The 15043-nt window shown below is 38.3% G+C and carries 11 protein-coding genes, 17 tRNA genes and 1 rRNA gene; 25 read left to right on the forward strand and 4 right to left on the reverse strand.

Annotated features, from left to right (window positions below):
• Positions 1 to 83 precede the first annotated feature (83 nt).
• From rrf to J7E63_RS18025, 18 genes are all read left to right on the forward strand, one after another.
• A 5S ribosomal RNA gene (gene rrf / locus J7E63_RS17940) occupies positions 84 to 200 on the forward strand.
• 155 nt (positions 201 to 355) lie between these two features.
• Positions 356 to 430 (forward strand) — tRNA-Asn (locus J7E63_RS17945).
• A gap of 4 nt (positions 431 to 434) precedes the next feature.
• Positions 435 to 526 (forward strand) — tRNA-Ser (locus J7E63_RS17950).
• Positions 527 to 545: 19 nt separating this feature from the next.
• A tRNA-Glu gene (locus J7E63_RS17955) sits at positions 546 to 620 on the forward strand.
• Between the two features lie 9 nt (positions 621 to 629).
• Positions 630 to 705: transfer RNA gene (locus tag J7E63_RS17960), tRNA-Val, on the forward strand.
• Positions 706 to 745: 40 nt separating this feature from the next.
• Positions 746 to 819: transfer RNA gene (locus tag J7E63_RS17965), tRNA-Met, on the forward strand.
• Between the two features lie 2 nt (positions 820 to 821).
• Positions 822 to 898, forward strand: a tRNA-Asp gene (locus tag J7E63_RS17970).
• Positions 899 to 920: 22 nt separating this feature from the next.
• Positions 921 to 996: transfer RNA gene (locus tag J7E63_RS17975), tRNA-Phe, on the forward strand.
• A 168-nt stretch (positions 997 to 1164) separates the two neighbouring features.
• Positions 1165 to 1240, forward strand: a tRNA-Thr gene (locus tag J7E63_RS17980).
• 26 nt (positions 1241 to 1266) lie between these two features.
• A tRNA-Tyr gene (locus J7E63_RS17985) sits at positions 1267 to 1351 on the forward strand.
• Between the two features lie 5 nt (positions 1352 to 1356).
• Positions 1357 to 1430: transfer RNA gene (locus J7E63_RS17990), tRNA-Trp, on the forward strand.
• Positions 1431 to 1441: 11 nt separating this feature from the next.
• Positions 1442 to 1517: transfer RNA gene (locus J7E63_RS17995), tRNA-His, on the forward strand.
• 18 nt (positions 1518 to 1535) lie between these two features.
• Positions 1536 to 1610 (forward strand) — tRNA-Gln (locus J7E63_RS18000).
• Positions 1611 to 1614: 4 nt separating this feature from the next.
• Positions 1615 to 1689: transfer RNA gene (locus tag J7E63_RS18005), tRNA-Gly, on the forward strand.
• A 9-nt stretch (positions 1690 to 1698) separates the two neighbouring features.
• Positions 1699 to 1772 (forward strand) — tRNA-Cys (locus tag J7E63_RS18010).
• 44 nt (positions 1773 to 1816) lie between these two features.
• Positions 1817 to 1902, forward strand: a tRNA-Leu gene (locus tag J7E63_RS18015).
• A 27-nt stretch (positions 1903 to 1929) separates the two neighbouring features.
• Positions 1930 to 2011 (forward strand) — tRNA-Leu (locus J7E63_RS18020).
• A gap of 504 nt (positions 2012 to 2515) precedes the next feature.
• Positions 2516 to 2589, forward strand: a tRNA-Gly gene (locus tag J7E63_RS18025).
• A 79-nt stretch (positions 2590 to 2668) separates the two neighbouring features.
• Here the strand turns inward: J7E63_RS18025 and J7E63_RS18030 are convergent.
• Complete coding sequence (locus tag J7E63_RS18030) at positions 2669 to 3340, reverse strand: B3/B4 domain-containing protein (RefSeq protein WP_215014791.1); 672 nt, start codon at positions 3338 to 3340, stop codon at positions 2669 to 2671.
• Between the two features lie 112 nt (positions 3341 to 3452).
• Between J7E63_RS18030 and queG the strand changes: the two genes are divergently transcribed.
• The 7 genes from queG to J7E63_RS29715 all read left to right on the forward strand — a co-directional run bounded on the left by queG (position 3453) and on the right by J7E63_RS29715 (position 10996).
• Positions 3453 to 4583, forward strand: a complete 1131-nt coding sequence (gene queG, locus J7E63_RS18035; RefSeq protein ID WP_215014793.1) for a tRNA epoxyqueuosine(34) reductase QueG — start codon at positions 3453 to 3455, stop codon at positions 4581 to 4583.
• An 85-nt stretch (positions 4584 to 4668) separates the two neighbouring features.
• Positions 4669 to 5541 (forward strand): amidase domain-containing protein, encoded by an 873-nt coding sequence (locus tag J7E63_RS18040; RefSeq protein WP_215014795.1) that lies wholly within the window; start codon positions 4669 to 4671, stop codon positions 5539 to 5541.
• Between the two features lie 73 nt (positions 5542 to 5614).
• On the forward strand, positions 5615 to 6088 hold the full coding sequence (gene trmL / locus J7E63_RS18045) for a tRNA (uridine(34)/cytosine(34)/5-carboxymethylaminomethyluridine(34)-2'-O)-methyltransferase TrmL (RefSeq protein WP_088085886.1): 474 nt from the start codon (positions 5615 to 5617) through the stop codon (positions 6086 to 6088).
• Between the two features lie 52 nt (positions 6089 to 6140).
• A complete protein-coding gene (nfsA, locus tag J7E63_RS18050; protein WP_215014797.1) occupies positions 6141 to 6890 on the forward strand; it encodes an oxygen-insensitive NADPH nitroreductase in 750 nt (249 codons plus the stop codon).
• A 324-nt stretch (positions 6891 to 7214) separates the two neighbouring features.
• Positions 7215 to 9110 (forward strand): PrkA family serine protein kinase, encoded by a 1896-nt coding sequence (locus J7E63_RS18055; RefSeq protein ID WP_215014799.1) that lies wholly within the window; start codon positions 7215 to 7217, stop codon positions 9108 to 9110.
• Between the two features lie 275 nt (positions 9111 to 9385).
• A complete protein-coding gene (gene yhbH / locus J7E63_RS18060) occupies positions 9386 to 10552 on the forward strand; it encodes a sporulation protein YhbH (RefSeq protein ID WP_215014801.1) in 1167 nt (388 codons plus the stop codon).
• A 291-nt stretch (positions 10553 to 10843) separates the two neighbouring features.
• Positions 10844 to 10996 (forward strand): beta/alpha barrel domain-containing protein, encoded by a 153-nt coding sequence (locus tag J7E63_RS29715; RefSeq protein ID WP_251033603.1) that lies wholly within the window; start codon positions 10844 to 10846, stop codon positions 10994 to 10996.
• Between the two features lie 70 nt (positions 10997 to 11066).
• Here the strand turns inward: J7E63_RS29715 and J7E63_RS18070 are convergent, their stop codons facing one another.
• The 3 genes from J7E63_RS18070 to J7E63_RS18080 all read right to left on the reverse strand — a co-directional run bounded on the left by J7E63_RS18070 (position 11067) and on the right by J7E63_RS18080 (position 14713).
• The gene (locus J7E63_RS18070; RefSeq protein ID WP_215014803.1) at positions 11067 to 12338 is read right to left on the reverse strand and encodes a cation:dicarboxylate symporter family transporter; all 1272 of its coding nucleotides are present in this window, start codon (positions 12336 to 12338) and stop codon (positions 11067 to 11069) included.
• Between the two features lie 198 nt (positions 12339 to 12536).
• Positions 12537 to 13430 (reverse strand): response regulator, encoded by an 894-nt coding sequence (locus tag J7E63_RS18075; RefSeq protein ID WP_215014892.1) that lies wholly within the window; start codon positions 13428 to 13430, stop codon positions 12537 to 12539.
• Between the two features lie 2 nt (positions 13431 to 13432).
• A complete protein-coding gene (locus J7E63_RS18080) occupies positions 13433 to 14713 on the reverse strand; it encodes an ATP-binding protein (RefSeq protein ID WP_215014805.1) in 1281 nt (426 codons plus the stop codon).
• Positions 14714 to 15043 lie beyond the last annotated feature (330 nt).

The raw sequence follows: 15043 nt of genomic DNA on the forward strand, positions 1-15043 counted from the left end.
GTTTTGAGGGAATGAAAAAAAAATAATTTTCCTCTTGAAAAATATGAAAAAGACATTATAATAAAATAGTGTCGAATAAATGGTCTGGCAATTATGGCGAGAAGGTCACACCCGTTCCCATACCGAACACGGAAGTTAAGCTTCTCAGCGCCGATGGTAGTTGGGACACGCGTCCCTGTGAGAGTAGGACGTTGCCAGGCTGTAATACTATTATTCCGCAGTAGCTCAGTGGTAGAGACGAGCAAAGCTTCATGAATATGCTGCGAGTTGTACACGCCGAGTCGCTTCTTGCGTTACTTACTGAGGCGGGGACATGGTTGTAACATAGCTAGAATTAGGTAACAATTTTAATTATTCCGCAGTAGCTCAGTGGTAGAGCTATCGGCTGTTAACCGATCGGTCGTAGGTTCGAGTCCTACCTGCGGAGCCATTATGGAGAGCTGTCCGAGTGGCCGAAGGAGCACGATTGGAAATCGTGTAGGCGGGTAACCCTGTCTCAAGGGTTCAAATCCCTTGCTCTCCGCCATAATTTCTTTAAAAGATATGGCCCCTTGGTCAAGCGGTTAAGACACCTCCCTTTCACGGAGGTAACACGGGTTCGAGTCCCGTAGGGGTCACCATTGATTTGTGGAGGATTAGCTCAGCTGGGAGAGCATCTGCCTTACAAGCAGAGGGTCGGCGGTTCGAGCCCGTCATCCTCCACCATATTTTCAAATTAGATTATTATTATTATTATTATTATTGTCGCGGGGGGGAGCAGTCCGGTAGCTCGTCGGGCTCATAACCCGAAGGTCGCAGGTTCAAATCCTGTCCCCGCAATTGGTCTGGTAGTTCAGTTGGTTAGAATGCCTGCCTGTCACGCAGGAGGTCGCGGGTTCGAGTCCCGTCCAGACCGCCATTTTCATTTGGCAAACTATTATGGCTCAGTAGCTCAGTCGGTAGAGCAAAGGACTGAAAATCCTTGTGTCGGCGGTTCGATTCCGTCCTGAGCCACCATTTATATTAAAAACTTGCCGGGTAGCTCAATTGGTAGAGCACGACCGAATATGCTTCCTGAATTATCTTCAGCATACTGACCGAGTTGCTGCTTGTATAAACTTCCTGAGGTCAGGATGACGATAACTAGGACAGCGTGGATAAATCAAATAATATACCAAACTTTACGCCGGGGTAGCTCAATTGGTAGAGCAACTGACTTGTAATCAGTAGGTTGGGGGTTCAAGTCCTCTCGCCGGCACCAGAAATTACTCAGTGAATATAATATGTGGAGGGGTAGCGAAGTGGCTAAACGCGGCGGACTGTAAATCCGCTCCCTCCGGGTTCGGCGGTTCGAATCCGTCCCCCTCCACCATTTATAGGGGTATAGTTTAAAGGTAGAACGAAGGTCTCCAAAACCTTTGGTGTGGGTTCAATTCCTACTACCCCTGCCAATTATATTGTGGCGATTGTGGCGAAGTGGTTAACGCACCTGATTGTGGTTCAGGCATTCGTGGGTTCGATTCCCATCAGTCGCCCCATAATATTAATTAAAACATTGGGCTATAGCCAAGCGGTAAGGCATCGCACTTTGACTGCGACATGCGTTGGTTCAAATCCAGCTAGCCCAGCCAATTTGCGGAAGTAGTTCAGTGGTAGAACATCACCTTGCCAAGGTGGGGGTCGCGGGTTCGAATCCCGTCTTCCGCTCCAAATGTATATGGCGGCATAGCCAAGTGGTAAGGCAGAGGTCTGCAAAACCTTTACCACCGGTTCGAATCCGGTTGCCGCCTCCATAAAACATTTGCTAGGTATGGATTAAAACAGGTAATTAGATTTTGCCGGGGTGGCGGAACTGGCAGACGCACAGGACTTAAAATCCTGCGGTAGGTGACTACCGTACCGGTTCGATTCCGGTCCTCGGCATTGCTTTATCAAAACAATTTTATACGCGCCGGTGTGGCGGAATTGGCAGACGCGCACGACTCAAAATCGTGTTCCGTGAGGAGTATCGGTTCGACCCCGATCACCGGTATCAATTTGTTTTAATAAGAAAGTTGCTCATAAAAATATGAGCAACTTTTTTTTGACTAAATTTTATTTTGTTCTTTTCTAAAAGATTGTTGCTCATAAAATTCGCCCATAAAAACACTAGAATCGCCCATAAAAGTTCGAAATTCGCACATTAAAAACCAAGATTCGCTCATAAAACTCAAAAATTCGCCCATTGAATAGTAAATCGTTAAATCAATCAAAAAATTCCAGATAATTAAGTGTAATTTTACACAAAATATCAATTTTAATGAGCATCTCCTTTATAATTACATCATTATTGACGAAAACACACTAATGGTATAATCCATAATCTCCATAATCTTTTATGAAGACTGTCAAACTAAAATTCTTGTTTCTTTCCCAAAATAATGCACCACTCTTAAATAAATTCGACAAAATTTGCATTTTTCCCTTGACGATACTAAAAATAGTGTGTAATATAGAAAAGGTCAGTTGATGATTCAAAAAATTGTCACATATTAATGCGGGTGTAGTTTACTGGTAAAACCTCAGCCTTCCAAGCTGATGTAGTGGGTTCGATTCCCATCACCCGCTCCATACATATTAACTAACGCAGTGTATCGTTACATAAGAGAACGATGCATTGCGTTTTTTTCTATACAAAGAAAAAGATGCCCTATGGACACCTAAGGATTTGGAAGGAAGCTTCTCCTCCATGTAATTTTGTAAACATGTTCATTAAAGATTCTGTTAGTTTCATCGCGTTTTCAATGTCGGTTGAAGGCCTCAAATAAATAATTTGCAGGGCATTTTTAGTATCAAAAGTTACTGGTGCTCTATCAGAATCGACGAATGGACTTCCAAATGGCCCCTGTTCATCACAAGATACAATTAGACGATTTAAAGAATTTATTCGCCCATTCAATCCGTTATATTCCTCACCCACCGCTCCCAACCGAATGCTCACCCGTCCCTTTATGAGATCCAGGTCATATATTCCGATTGGTACTTGATATTGTAAAGAGAAAAAATTATTTATATCAATCGCACTCTGAACGGAAGTAAGGTAATTTTGTTTTTGTATTCTCCTGTATAACGCCTCTACTGAGGGTCGATACCTGTTCGGGTCTTTACCGATCTTTTTAAAAATAGTACGCCATTCCTGAATGCCAGAGAGTTCAGTAACATTTTTATTTTCTAAATCAAAATAAATAGATTCTTGGAAAAGCTGGAGTCTTCCTTTTATCATTTGCTGCGATTCCCCGACCATAATATCTTTATATTCAATTATCCCCAGCTTAAAGTTAGGTAATTGCTCAAATAATTCCTGTGAGAGTTGAATTTCCAACCATTCCACCTCCAAAATTCATTGAAAATAGTTTATCATAAATAGATGCGTATCTAATAATATAACAAGCCAATGATTAAAATAAATGACTTCTAGGGAAGGTGGGGATCAAATGGATGTCCTAAACTTAAAGGAAGAACTCATCGCCTATAGTAAAGAAATTGGAATCGATAAAATTGGTTTCACTACCGCAGACACGTTCACTGAATTGAAAAACCGGTTAATAAGGCAACAGGAACTCAAATACCAATCAGGATTTGAAGAACCAGATATAGAGAAAAGAGTGACCCCTTCATTATTACTAGAGGAACCTCGTTCGATCATTTCCATTGCCATAGCTTACCCTTCCAAAATGAATAACCGTGTTGAGAGTAAAAAGGGTGAGAGAAGAGGGATTTTCAGCAGGGCCTCTTGGGGTTTCGACTATCATCATGTTCTCAAGGACCGGCTACACAAACTTGAGGAGTTTATCTCTGCAAAAATGCCAGAAGCTAGGTTAAAATCGATGGTTGACACTGGAGAACTCTCAGACCGCGCTGTTGCCGAGCGTGCTGGAATTGGTTGGAGCGGAAAAAATTGTTCCATTATTACACCGGAGTTCGGATCATATGTTTATCTAGGGGAAATGATTACCAGTATCCCTTTTGAACCAGATACACCCATTGAAGACCAATGCGGGTCATGCACAAAGTGTTTGGATGCTTGTCCAACAGGGGCCCTTGTACAAGGTGGACAAATTAATGCACAGCGCTGTATTTCTTATTTAACACAAACAAAAACATTTATCCCAGATGAGTTTAGAGACAAAATTGGTAACCGTGTCTATGGCTGTGATTCCTGCCAAACAGCATGTCCGGTTAACAAAGGGAAGAATTTTCATTTCCATGAGGAACTTGAAGCGGATTCTGATATTGCCAAACCGTTACTAAAGCCAATCTTAAAATTAAGCAATCGGGAATTTAAAGCTAAATTTGGTTACGTTGCTGGTTCATGGCGAGGGAAAAAGCCGATTCAACGGAATGCGATTATTGCGCTTGCCCATTTTAAGGATATAACAGCAATTCCCGAATTAGTGGATGTATTAGAAACTGAGGGAAGCCCAGTATCAAGAGGAACAGCTGCCTGGGCACTTGGGAAAATTGGCGGTGAAACTGCTTTTGCTGCCTTAAAAAAAGCTCAAGAGCTTGAAACCGATCTGGAAGTACAAAATGAAATAGAAAAAGGTTTAAGTTATTATAGGTAAAAATGAGTGAACTCAAGGGTTCGCTCATTTTTTTTGATTGAAATCCTGTCTTCTCTCATATGTATGAGAGAAAGGGGTGAGAAATATGCTTCATTTGATACAAGATTTATTTGATAAAAGAGTAAATCAATTTGTCTCCGATAAAAGAACACATAAAGTATTTTTTCCAAAGGCTGAAATAAAACAAAGTGCATTGTCAAAAAGGGCTGCAGAAATTGTCAAAGTAAAAGCAGCCGGCAGAATAATAGAAAGAAATGAAGAGGATGAATTTCAAACCGTAAAATATCATGCTCATTATCAATATTTAATTAAGCAAAAAGGTATTCTTTACATGGAGGAAGAAGTCGAAGAAAGATTAGCTAAGTTTTATAAAGAGGCTTTAGTGATGGATGAGGAAATCAACCCTTATGATCATCAAGAGCCTTATCAAGTACCAATTACACAGAGCTTTGAGGATAGTGATGAACGATTAAGCTTTCAATACAACCGCTTAAAAGCTGTACAATATGCGGAACGCTGGTGGAATAGCTACAATCCTGCCTACAAAAAATTTGAGAATGATTGCACCAACTTTATTTCACAATGCCTCCATACGGGCGAAGCGCCGATGAGAGGCTATCCAAATCGGAGCACAGGGTGGTGGCTCCAAAATAAGAATTGGAGCTACAGCTGGGCGGTGGCACACTCATTTAAGCTTTATTTTGCACATTCTAAAAGTGGTTTACGGGCACGGGAAGTCAACAGTCCTGATCAATTATTATTAGGTGATGTTATTTGTTACGATTTTGAAGGGGATGGACGATTTAATCATAATACAATTGTTACGGGTAAGGATGCACATGGAATGCCGTTAGTGAACGCCCATACCTATAATAGCCGAATGAGGTATTGGGCATATGAAGATTCATCTGCCTACACACCTAAAATAAAATATAAGTTTTATACGATTCTGGGTTAAAAATGCATCATTATTGAAAGGATAAATCATAGTGGTATAATGGCATGTAGAGTTTTTTATCGAGGTGAGAAACGTGTCAATAAATGTAGTATTATATCAACCACAGATTCCTTCTAATACAGGAAATATAGCAAGAACATGCGCCGGAACAGATACCAATTTACATTTAATCCGTCCATTAGGTTTTTCGACCGATGACAAAATGTTAAAAAGAGCAGGTTTGGATTATTGGCAACACGTTAATATTGTCTACTATGATTCACTTGATGACTTTTATGAAAAGAATGCTGGCGGTGATTTTTTTTATATCACAAAATTTGGTCAAAAGCCTTTTAGCAGCTTTGATTATAGTAATTCAAGCAAAGATTACTATTTTATCTTTGGACGGGAAACGACAGGACTTCCGAAAGATGTTATTGAAAATAACAAAGACGTCAGTTTGCGGATCCCTATGAATGAAAATATCCGTTCCTTAAATTTATCCAATACAGCTGCCATTCTTATTTATGAAGCACTTCGTCAGCAAAACTATGCACATCTAAAATAATAAAAGGAGGTCCTATCGGGCCTCCTTTTGATGAAATGAAAGGAAGTTTGTCATGAATGAAGTTATCAAAACAATTCTTAATCATCGCTCCCTTCGTCATTTTGAGGACAAGCCATTAACAGATGAACAAATCAAAACGATTGTTACTAGTGCCCAAGCAGCGGCAACATCAAGTTTTATTCAAGCCTACTCTATTATTGGTGTTAAGGACAAAGAGAAAAAGAAAAAATTAGCTGAGATTGCTGGTAACCAAGAATATGTTGAAAAAAATGGTCACTTTTTTGTTTTTTGCGCCGATCTTTATCGTCACACCATTATTGGGGAGAAGGAACAAAAAGATGTTACTCCATCTATCGAAAGTACTGAAAAGTTCATGGTTGCTCTAATAGATGCTTCTTTAGCTGCACAAAATGCAGCGATTGCAGCGGAATCGCTTGGGTTAGGAATATGCTACATAGGTGGAATTCGCAACAACCTAGAAGAAGTTAAAAAGCTTTTAAAAACACCTGAGCGGGTTATTCCTTTGTTCGGGCTAGCTGTTGGAGTACCAACCAAATTGACAGACAAAAAACCTAGGCTCCCGTATGAACATGTTTACCATGAAGATGAATATCAACAAAGCACTGAAGTTTATCTAAGTGAACTGCAAAAATATGATGATTTGATTTCGTGTTACTATGAAGAGCGGACCAATGGGAAAAGAAAGGACCGCTGGACTGACCAAATAGCTACTATGCTTGATAGGAAGAGTAGAATGTATATGAAGGAGTTTGTTCAAAAAAATAAACTTAATCTTAAATAAAAAAACTGCCGATTGGCAGTTTTTTTATTTTGAAGAACCTGGTTTGTCATTATAACCTGATGTGAAGATTGCCGCTAAAAACGTGACCATTACTAAACAAACGATGAAAGTGTTCATATTTATGTAATCCTCCTTCGTCATACATTTTTCATTTTTATCACACATATAGTTTTATTATAGCCTATCTTATAAAAATGAAAAGAGGGAGATTCTTTTTATTAATACAAAAAAGATAGACGCTACTTGGAATGGTACGCATGTTCAAAAGCTTATCAGCATAGAGTATATTAATCGTCTCTGATTAACCTACAGGGGGAGGGCCTTATGGATATTCTAAAAAAAATCGAGATGTATCGCGAAGAAGAAGAAAAGCTACGGTGGGAAGGGTCATTCGCAGATTATTTACAGTTGTTGAAAGAGAAGCCATGGGTTGCACAGTCGGCACATTCACGAGTTTATAATATGCTTAAGGATGCAGGAATTACTGAAGAAAAAGGGACGAAAAAGTATGAATTCTTTAGCAATCAATTATTTGGTTTAGAGGAATCGCTGGAACGGCTTGTTGAAGAATACTTCCATCCGGCAGCAAAAAGGCTGGATGTAAGGAAGCGTATTTTGTTATTAATGGGTCCTGTAAGTGGAGGGAAGTCAACTCTTGTTACCATGCTAAAAAGGGGACTTGAAGCTTACTCTCTCACGGATAGAGGCTCTGTGTTTGCCATTAAAGGATGCCCAATGCATGAAGATCCACTTCATTTAATTCCACATCATTTACGCAAGGATTTCCATGATGAGTATGGAATTCGCATCGAAGGTAATCTTTCTCCATTGAATATGATGCGTCTAGAACAGGAGTATGGTGGACGAATCGAAGATGTTTTAGTAGAAAGAATCTTCTTCTCCGAAGATAAGCGAACCGGAATCGGAACATTTAGCCCATCCGATCCGAAATCACAGGATATTGCCGATTTAACAGGAAGTATTGATTTTTCAACCATTGCGGAATTTGGTTCCGAATCAGATCCACGTGCCTATCGCTTCGATGGTGAGCTTAATAAGGCGAACCGTGGAATGATGGAATTCCAGGAGATGTTAAAGTGTGATGAGAAATTCCTTTGGCACTTGTTGTCTCTAACTCAAGAGGGGAATTTCAAAGCAGGCCGGTTTGCCTTAATTAGTGCTGATGAGCTAATCGTAGCACACACGAACGAAACGGAGTATCGTTCCTTTATCTCCAATAAGAAAAATGAAGCACTCCACTCAAGGATTATTGTTATGCCTATTCCTTATAACTTGAAGGTGTCACAAGAAGAGAGAATTTATGAAAAGATGATTAATGAGAGTGATGTTTCTGATGTTCACATTGCACCACATACGTTAAAGGTAGCAGCGATGTTTACCATCCTTACTCGCTTAAAGGAACCGAAAAAAGGCGATATTGATTTACTTAAGAAAATGCGTCTTTATGATGGAGAAAATGTAGAGGGCTTTAATACGGCGGATGTGGATGAACTTAAGAAGGAATATCCAGATGAAGGTATGAGTGGTATTGATCCTCGTTACGTGATTAACCGGATCTCATCTACAATCATTCGTAAAGAAATACCTTCAATTAATGCACTTGATGTATTAAGATCATTAAAAGATGGGCTTGATCAACACCCGTCCATCACAACAGAGTTACGTGAACGTTATATGAATTATATCTCATTAGCCCGTAAAGAATATGATAATATTGCCAAGAAGGAAGTCCAAAAAGCATTTGTTTATTCATACGAAGAGTCAGCTAAAACGTTAATGGATAATTACCTTGACAATGTTGAAGCTTATTGCAACAAATCGAAGCTTCGCGATCCACTTACTGGAGAAGAAATCAATCCAGATGAAAAGCTCATGCGTTCCATTGAAGAACAAATCGGCATCTCTGAAAATGCGAAAAAGGCTTTCAGGGAAGAAGTACTAATAAGAATTTCTGCTTTTGCAAGAAAAGGCAAACGTTTTGACTATAACTCTCATGACCGCCTGCGTGAAGCCATTCAAAAGAAATTGTTTGCAGATTTAAAGGATGTAGTAAAAATCACCACTTCATCGAAAACACCTGATGAACAGCAATTGAAAAAGATTAATAACGTGGTGGCCAGGTTGGTTGATGAGCATGGCTATAATACAACATCAGCTAATGAATTGCTGCGTTATGTTGGTAGTCTATTAAATAGATAAGTGGATTAAAATAGCTAGGACTGGCAGAAGGTAATCTGTCAGTCTATTTTTTTCCTTATGATGATAAGGAGAAATCCCGGTGCATCCACATGGATAATTTGTCCAATTTAGTAGGCAAAAGCACAATTGTCAAAATAATTTGTAAATTATTCTATTTTTCTGCATAGGATAAAGTAATCCATATTTATCTTAATTTTTTCATTCGAGTTATATTATGAATTTGATAAAAATTTGTGCATTTTGGAAACTAATAAATTAATAAGGAGGGGTTTACATTGTCAGTTAACAACCATCAATATGTCATTTCAAGAGAAGATTGGTCCCTCCATCGTAAAGGCCACGATGATCAGCAGAGGCATCAGGAAAAAGTCCAGGAGGCAATTCGCAACAATCTTCCAGACTTAATTACAGAAGAGAGCATAATTATGTCTAATGGTCGAGATGTAGTAAAAATTCCGATTCGTTCATTGGACGAATATAAAATTCGTTATAATTATGACAAAAACAAACACGTGGGCCAAGGTGATGGTGACAGTCAAGTAGGTGATGTCGTTGCACGTGACGGTTCTAGCGGCCAAAAGGGACCAGGTAAAGGCCAAGGAGCGGGAGACCAAGCAGGCGAAGATTATTTTGAGGCAGAAGTATCATTAATGGAGCTTGAGGAAGCTTTATTTAAACAATTAGAGCTTCCAAATTTAAAGAGAAAAGAACAGGAAGAGCATCTCGTTGAAAATATTGAATTCAACGATATACGAAAAACAGGATTAATGGGTAATATTGATAAGAAACGCACAATGATGTCAGCTTTCAAAAGGAATGCTATGAGTGGAAAACCAGCTTTCCACCCGATCTACAAGGATGATTTAAAATTTAAGACCTGGAATGAAGTAGTTAAACCGGATTCAAAAGCGGTTGTTATCGCAATGATGGATACGAGTGGATCAATGGGGATATGGGAGAAATACATGGCTCGCAGCTTTTTCTTCTGGATGACACGCTTCTTAAGGACGAAATATGAAACAGTGGAAATTGAATTTATTGCCCATCATACCGAGGCTAAAGTAGTTACTGAAGAGGATTTCTTCTCTAAAGGTGAAAGCGGAGGGACGATTTGCTCATCTGCATACCGCAAAGCATTAGAGATCATTGATGCAAAATACAATCCACGTAAGTTCAACATTTATCCATTCCACTTCTCTGACGGTGATAATCTCACATCAGATAACGCCCGCTGCGTGAAGCTAGTTGAAGAGTTAATGAAGGTGTCAAATATGTTCGGATATGGTGAAGTAAATCAATACAACCGTCATTCGACCTTAATGTCGGCTTATAAGAACATTAAAGATGATCAATTTCGCCACTATATTCTTAAGCAAAAAGCAGATGTATTTCATGCAATGAAGAGCTTTTTCCAAGCAGAAGAATCGAAATTATTCGCTTAACAAAAACGACTGGTGTCAGGCACCAGTCGTTTTTTGCTATTGCTACAAGTTACTTTACATTAAGCTTTGTGGAATTGGTAAAGATGACAGGGGGATAGCAGAAGATACGGATTTCTTAAGTGAATCCAAAACTAAAGAAGAAATTAAGATTATGCAAAATGATATTGCCCATTTCAAGCAGTTAGGGACAGATGGAGTGGTGATTGGCTGCTTAAATGATTCTGATTGGATTGATGAGGATGCCCGCTCAAACTGCTAGAATCTGCGAAAGGGCTGGATGTAACCTTTCACATGGCGTTTGATCAGGTAAAAAATGAATATCAGTTTGAAGCTATTGATTGGCTTGTGAAACATCGAGTGAATCGAATTTTAACACACGGAGGACCAAGTACTAAATCAATCGAAGACAACCATAGCCGTTTGAAGGAAACCACTAATAAATAATAAAAAGTTCGATTATTAATACAAATGAAAGGCGATGACTGAGTGTCATCGCCTTTTTGTGTTTACCATCTTATGCAGCTTTATCAATGGAAGTGATGTATTCTTTACCTTTCTTTGAATCAAATCGTCCTTCCCACTTAGACATAACGATTGCTGCTAATGAGTTACCGAATACATTAACAACGGTACGAGCCATATCTAGAAGTCTATCGATACCCGCTATAAATGCGAGGCCTTCTAGTGGAATGCCTACTGTTCCTAAAGTTGCTAATAGAACCACAAAAGAAACACCCGGTACACCTGCAATTCCTTTGGATGTAACCATTAATACTAACATTAAAGAAATTTGTTGAGAAATACTTAAATCGATTCCATACATTTGAGCAATGAAAATTGCTGCTAGCGCTTGATAGAGGGTAGAACCATCTAAGTTAAATGAATAACCTGTTGGAATAACAAAGGAAACAACATCTTTCGGACACCCGTATTTCTCCATTTTTTCCATCACTTTTGGCAAGACGCTTTCTGAACTGGCCGTTGAAAAAGCTAAAATGATTTCGTCCTTTAATATCTTTGTAAGATGAAGAATGCTGGTCCCACATATCTTTGCTATAACACCTAACACAGCAACAATAAAAAAGAACATTGCGGCATAAACACAAATGACTAATTTTCCAAGTGGAATTAAGGACGCTACTCCAAATTTTGAAACCGTTACACCTATAAGGGCAAAAACGCCAAATGGTGCAAATTTCATAATCCGATTTGTTACCCAAAACATGGCATCGGCCGTACCTTGGAAGAATGCAAGAACTGGTTTTCCTTTTTCACCGATTGCGGCAATTCCTAACCCAAACATAACGGAAAAGAAAATGATAGGAAGCATGTCCCCATTTGCTATAGATTCGAAGATATTTTTCGGAACAATATTGACAAATGTATCCATAAAACTATGACTTGTTGCTTCACTTGTTGAGTCTACATATGTTTGTATATCGCCTTTAGCCAGTTTGGTCATATCCACACCTACACCTGGCTTAAAAATATTCGCTGCAAGCAAACCTATTATAATAGCGATCGATGTAACAATTTCAAAGTAAAGAATGGTTTTCCCACCGAGTTTACCTAACTTTTTCATATCCCCGGTTCCGGCAACACCAAGGATTAGTGTTGAAATAACAATGGGAACCACAATCATTTTTATCATTCGAATAAAGATGTCACCAATGGGCTGTAAATAGGTTGCAACTGCAGGATTTCCGTAAAAAATGGCTCCGACAATAATCCCCAAAATCAATCCAACAAGAATTTGATAAGCTAAGCCGAACTTAAATTTTTTCATCCAATATCCTCCTTAAAATATAGTGTGTAAACGCTTACTAGTTTTTCTGTGAATTTTAAAATGTAAGTTAATCATATAAGGAGATTATTAAATCCTACAAAATCCTACATAACTAATTTTAAAATATTTACGTTATTTTGAATCGACAGAAAAAATCCCAGAACTTAGCTAAAGATCTGGGGAAATAAATCGTTTCTTTTATGAAGTTTGAGAGTATTTTTCTACTGAATCAAGGAACAAAACTTGGAGGAACTTTTTAATATTAATTTTTACTTTCGTTGCTTCATTGCTAATTTGATTCAATTCTTTCATTCGTACCCGTATTTCTTGAAAATCGAAATAACGGGGTGCATAATATTCAAAAGTGGGGTTGGTATAATCCAATGTTCCTAATGAAGCCAAGTTGTTAAGTGCTGCTATAATGGCTCTGCGGATACGCTGTTCAATCGATTTCGTTTCTTTTTTAATATCCAGGATGTCTGCTTTATTCGTACTGGAAATAGCTTCGTATAAATCCTTGAGAGGGGGCAATAGTGCAGTGGAATCTTTGCGATTTATTAAAAATTCCATCATCAATACCATATCCCCACTTCCTGACTCTCCGATAATCCCCATATCATTTAATATGGAATATACGATTTCTTTCACACTTCGTTGTTTTTGCGTAAACTTGTCTGATTCCATGTATGCCAGGGATTCCCGAATAGTCATTAACGATTGTCTAAGGCGATATTGTCCTACTGTTTTTTTCAGAATGCTTTGTACTTCTAATCGGTTGATTGGTTTATGAATAAAGAACTCAACACCCTTTTCATAAGCTTCACCGACAATTTCTTTATTTTCGATTTGAGAAATCATGATGAATTGTCCTTGAAATCCTTGAATCCTCAATTGTTCAATTGTTTCAATTCCGTCGAGATTAGGCATTAAAAAGTCGATTAAGACAACATCTGGACGGATCGAAAGAATGAGCGGAAGCGAATGGGCGCCAGATTCTGATTCACCGACTACATCTCCTAGCTTGCTCTCTGAAATGATTTTCTTTAGCATTCTACGACTTGCTGTATCGTCGTCTACTATAAAATATCTCAGTTTTATTCACCTTTCTTTCTTATGTTATCGGTAGGAATTTTGATTCGAAAAGTAGTACCTTCATCTTGTGATTCTACTTCAATTTGGCCTTGAAGAGTATGAACAATTTCATGTACATGAGATAGACCAATCCCTGTTGCACCAACCCCATGATTATTAAATTTTGTTGTATAGCCAGGTTCAAAGATGATTGATAGGTCCTCTTCGGGAATTCCATTTCCAGAATCTTTTATAGTGAAAGAAATAAACGCTAGTTCCTCGAAGATATCTATATCGATTTTTCCTTTTTCCGAAATGGCCTCAACAGCGTTAGCGGTCAGATTATTCAATAATGCCAGTAATTGGATTTTTTGATGGGTATAAAAATCAGTAGAAATTGTCAGATTAAACGAGATTTTTTTGTCTAACATTTCACTATATTTTTCATTTGCTGTAACCACCAATCCTAGCACATCAGAAAGAAAAAGATCATCATTACTTTTTTGAATCGTTATCTTGGACAGACCTGAAAGTATCCGCTGTGAATCCTTTTTCACTTCATGTATTTCTTGAGCAATGAGCAATGCTTGCACGCTTAGCTCGCCCTGATTGCTCTTCTTTAATTTTCGATATAAATCATGGCAAGATGCCGTGATTTGTTCAATATGATTCATTGATTTCTGAAGGTAGAGAGTTTCCGAATATAATTCCGATCCAACTTCGAGCATTTCTTGCATTCGTTTTTTTTGTTCCGAAACAGTTATGGAACTATATAGTCCTACAACGAAGTAGCTCCGGAATAAGGCAACCACGCTTAATAATGCCCATTCGCTAAAGCCTGAGTTCTCATGATTTAATAACAGGTAGCGCATTAGGTGCTCTGCGCTGTTTGCGATAAACTCTATTCCAGCAGCCAAAAAACCAAGTAGAAGGGGAAAAGTTTTGTATTTCTCTATTTTAATCACGCTGAGCCCTAAACCAAACAAGAAATAAAACAGAAATGCAGGCAGATGATTCTTTATGCTTGCCAAGAAAGGAAAGGGATCAATCATCAAATCTCCAAGAATGCGAAAACAAACGACAATCATGCCAGTGAAGAACCCTGTTAGAGCTAATGAAGCTGGTGGCTGAATAAGAATTATTAGAAAAAAAGTAATACTTCCTAATCCGAAACGAAAAGCCTCCCCATTGAAAGGAATTACTTTGATTTCGCTAGCAAACGCGGTTAACAGACCAGTAAGAATTAAGGAAATCCATTTAGATTTGTTAAAAAATATCTCAAAAAATGAAAATGAAGAAAACATTTATGTCTCCTTTGAAGTAATGAAGGCACCTAACTAAACAGGTGCCTTTACTTATCAAGATAATTTATTTTACCATTTCCTGAAGCAAATCAGAACATACTATAACCTGTTTTTTGTGAATGTATCAAAAGATGTCATTTTTCATCCATATGATACGGATGCGATGCGCTTGCACCAGATAATAAAATTTCTTTAAGAAAAGTAAACATACTGCCATTTAAAAGATTGATTAAATAAATTCAATCGTATAAACATGGACTTCATGTATTTCATGCGATGAAGAGCTTTTTCCAAGCCGAAGAAGCGAAACTATTCGCATAAAAGAAACGA

The sequence above is a fragment of the Bacillus sp. ISL-75 genome (assembly GCF_018613095.1).

Coding starts and splice junctions, on each gene's coding strand:
- J7E63_RS18055 (WP_215014799.1), top strand. CDS start 7,215: ATGGATATTCTAAAAAAAATCGAGATGTATCGCGAAGAAGAAGAAAAG.
- J7E63_RS29715 (WP_251033603.1), top strand. CDS start 10,844: ATGGCGTTTGATCAGGTAAAAAATGAATATCAGTTTGAAGCTATTGAT.
- J7E63_RS18040 (WP_215014795.1), top strand. CDS start 4,669: ATGCTTCATTTGATACAAGATTTATTTGATAAAAGAGTAAATCAATTT.
- nfsA (WP_215014797.1), top strand. CDS start 6,141: ATGAATGAAGTTATCAAAACAATTCTTAATCATCGCTCCCTTCGTCAT.
- J7E63_RS18080 (WP_215014805.1), bottom strand. CDS start 14,713: ATGTTTTCTTCATTTTCATTTTTTGAGATATTTTTTAACAAATCTAAA.
- queG (WP_215014793.1), top strand. CDS start 3,453: ATGGATGTCCTAAACTTAAAGGAAGAACTCATCGCCTATAGTAAAGAA.
- J7E63_RS18070 (WP_215014803.1), bottom strand. CDS start 12,338: ATGAAAAAATTTAAGTTCGGCTTAGCTTATCAAATTCTTGTTGGATTG.